Below are 912 nucleotides of genomic sequence, written 5' to 3'. Positions count from 1 at the left end.
GGAAGGCGATCCGGTCACGCTGGCCGAGGCCCGATCCTTGACCTTCGCCCATCGGCGCAAGGTGCTGCTGGTCTCGACGCCCACGATCCGGGGGCTGAGCCGGATCGAGCGGGAATACGAGGCGAGTGACCAGCGGCGGTTCTTCGTGCCGTGCCCGCATTGTGGCCACGCGCAATGGCTGAAGTTCGACCGGCTGCGCTGGCAGAAGGGCCGCCCAGAGACGGCGGAGTATCATTGCGAGGGCTGCGACGCGGCAATCGCGGAACACCACAAGACGGCGATGCTGGAGAGCGGCGAATGGCGGGCGACCGCCACGGCCGCCGATCCGACCACGGTCGGGTATCACCTCTCGGCGCTATACTCGCCGATCGGCTGGCTGAGCTGGGAGCGGATGGTGCGGGCATGGGACGCGGCACAGGGGTCGGACGAGGCGATCAAGGCGTTCCGCAACACGATCCTCGGCGAGACATGGGTCGAGACCGGCGAAGCGCCGGACTGGCAGCGGCTCTACGACCGGCGCGAGCGCTGGCAATCCGGCACGGTGCCCGCGGGCGGGCTGTTCCTGACGGCCGGGGCCGACGTGCAGAAGGACCGGATCGAGGTCGATGTCTGGGCCTGGGGGCGTGGACTGGAAAGCTGGCTCGTCGATCACGTCGTGATCGAGGGCGGGCCGGATCGGCATGACGCGTGGTCGGAACTGACCGCGCTGCTTGACCGGTCCTGGCAGCATGAACGCGGCGCGCATCTCAGGATCGCCCGGCTCGCCATCGACACCGGCTACGAGGCCCCGGCGGTCTACGGCTGGTCGCGGGCGCAGGGGTTTGGGCAGGTGTCGCCGGTGAAGGGCGTCGAGGGGTTCAACCGCTCGAGCCCGGTGTCGGGGCCGACCTTCGTCGACGCGACCGAGGGCGG

The 912-nt window shown here is 70.0% G+C and carries 1 protein-coding gene; it reads left to right on the top strand.

Going from position 1 to position 912, the window contains the following annotated elements; genetic code table 11:
• Positions 1-912: phage terminase large subunit family protein (locus E3D03_RS20960; protein ID WP_263568549.1), on the top strand; the 912-nt coding region annotated here is incomplete at both ends.

Source organism: Paracoccus sp. DMF (assembly GCF_004407025.1).
Taxonomy (GTDB): domain Bacteria; phylum Pseudomonadota; class Alphaproteobacteria; order Rhodobacterales; family Rhodobacteraceae; genus Paracoccus; species Paracoccus aminovorans_B.
This window is presented reverse-complemented; position numbering and strand designations above follow the sequence as displayed.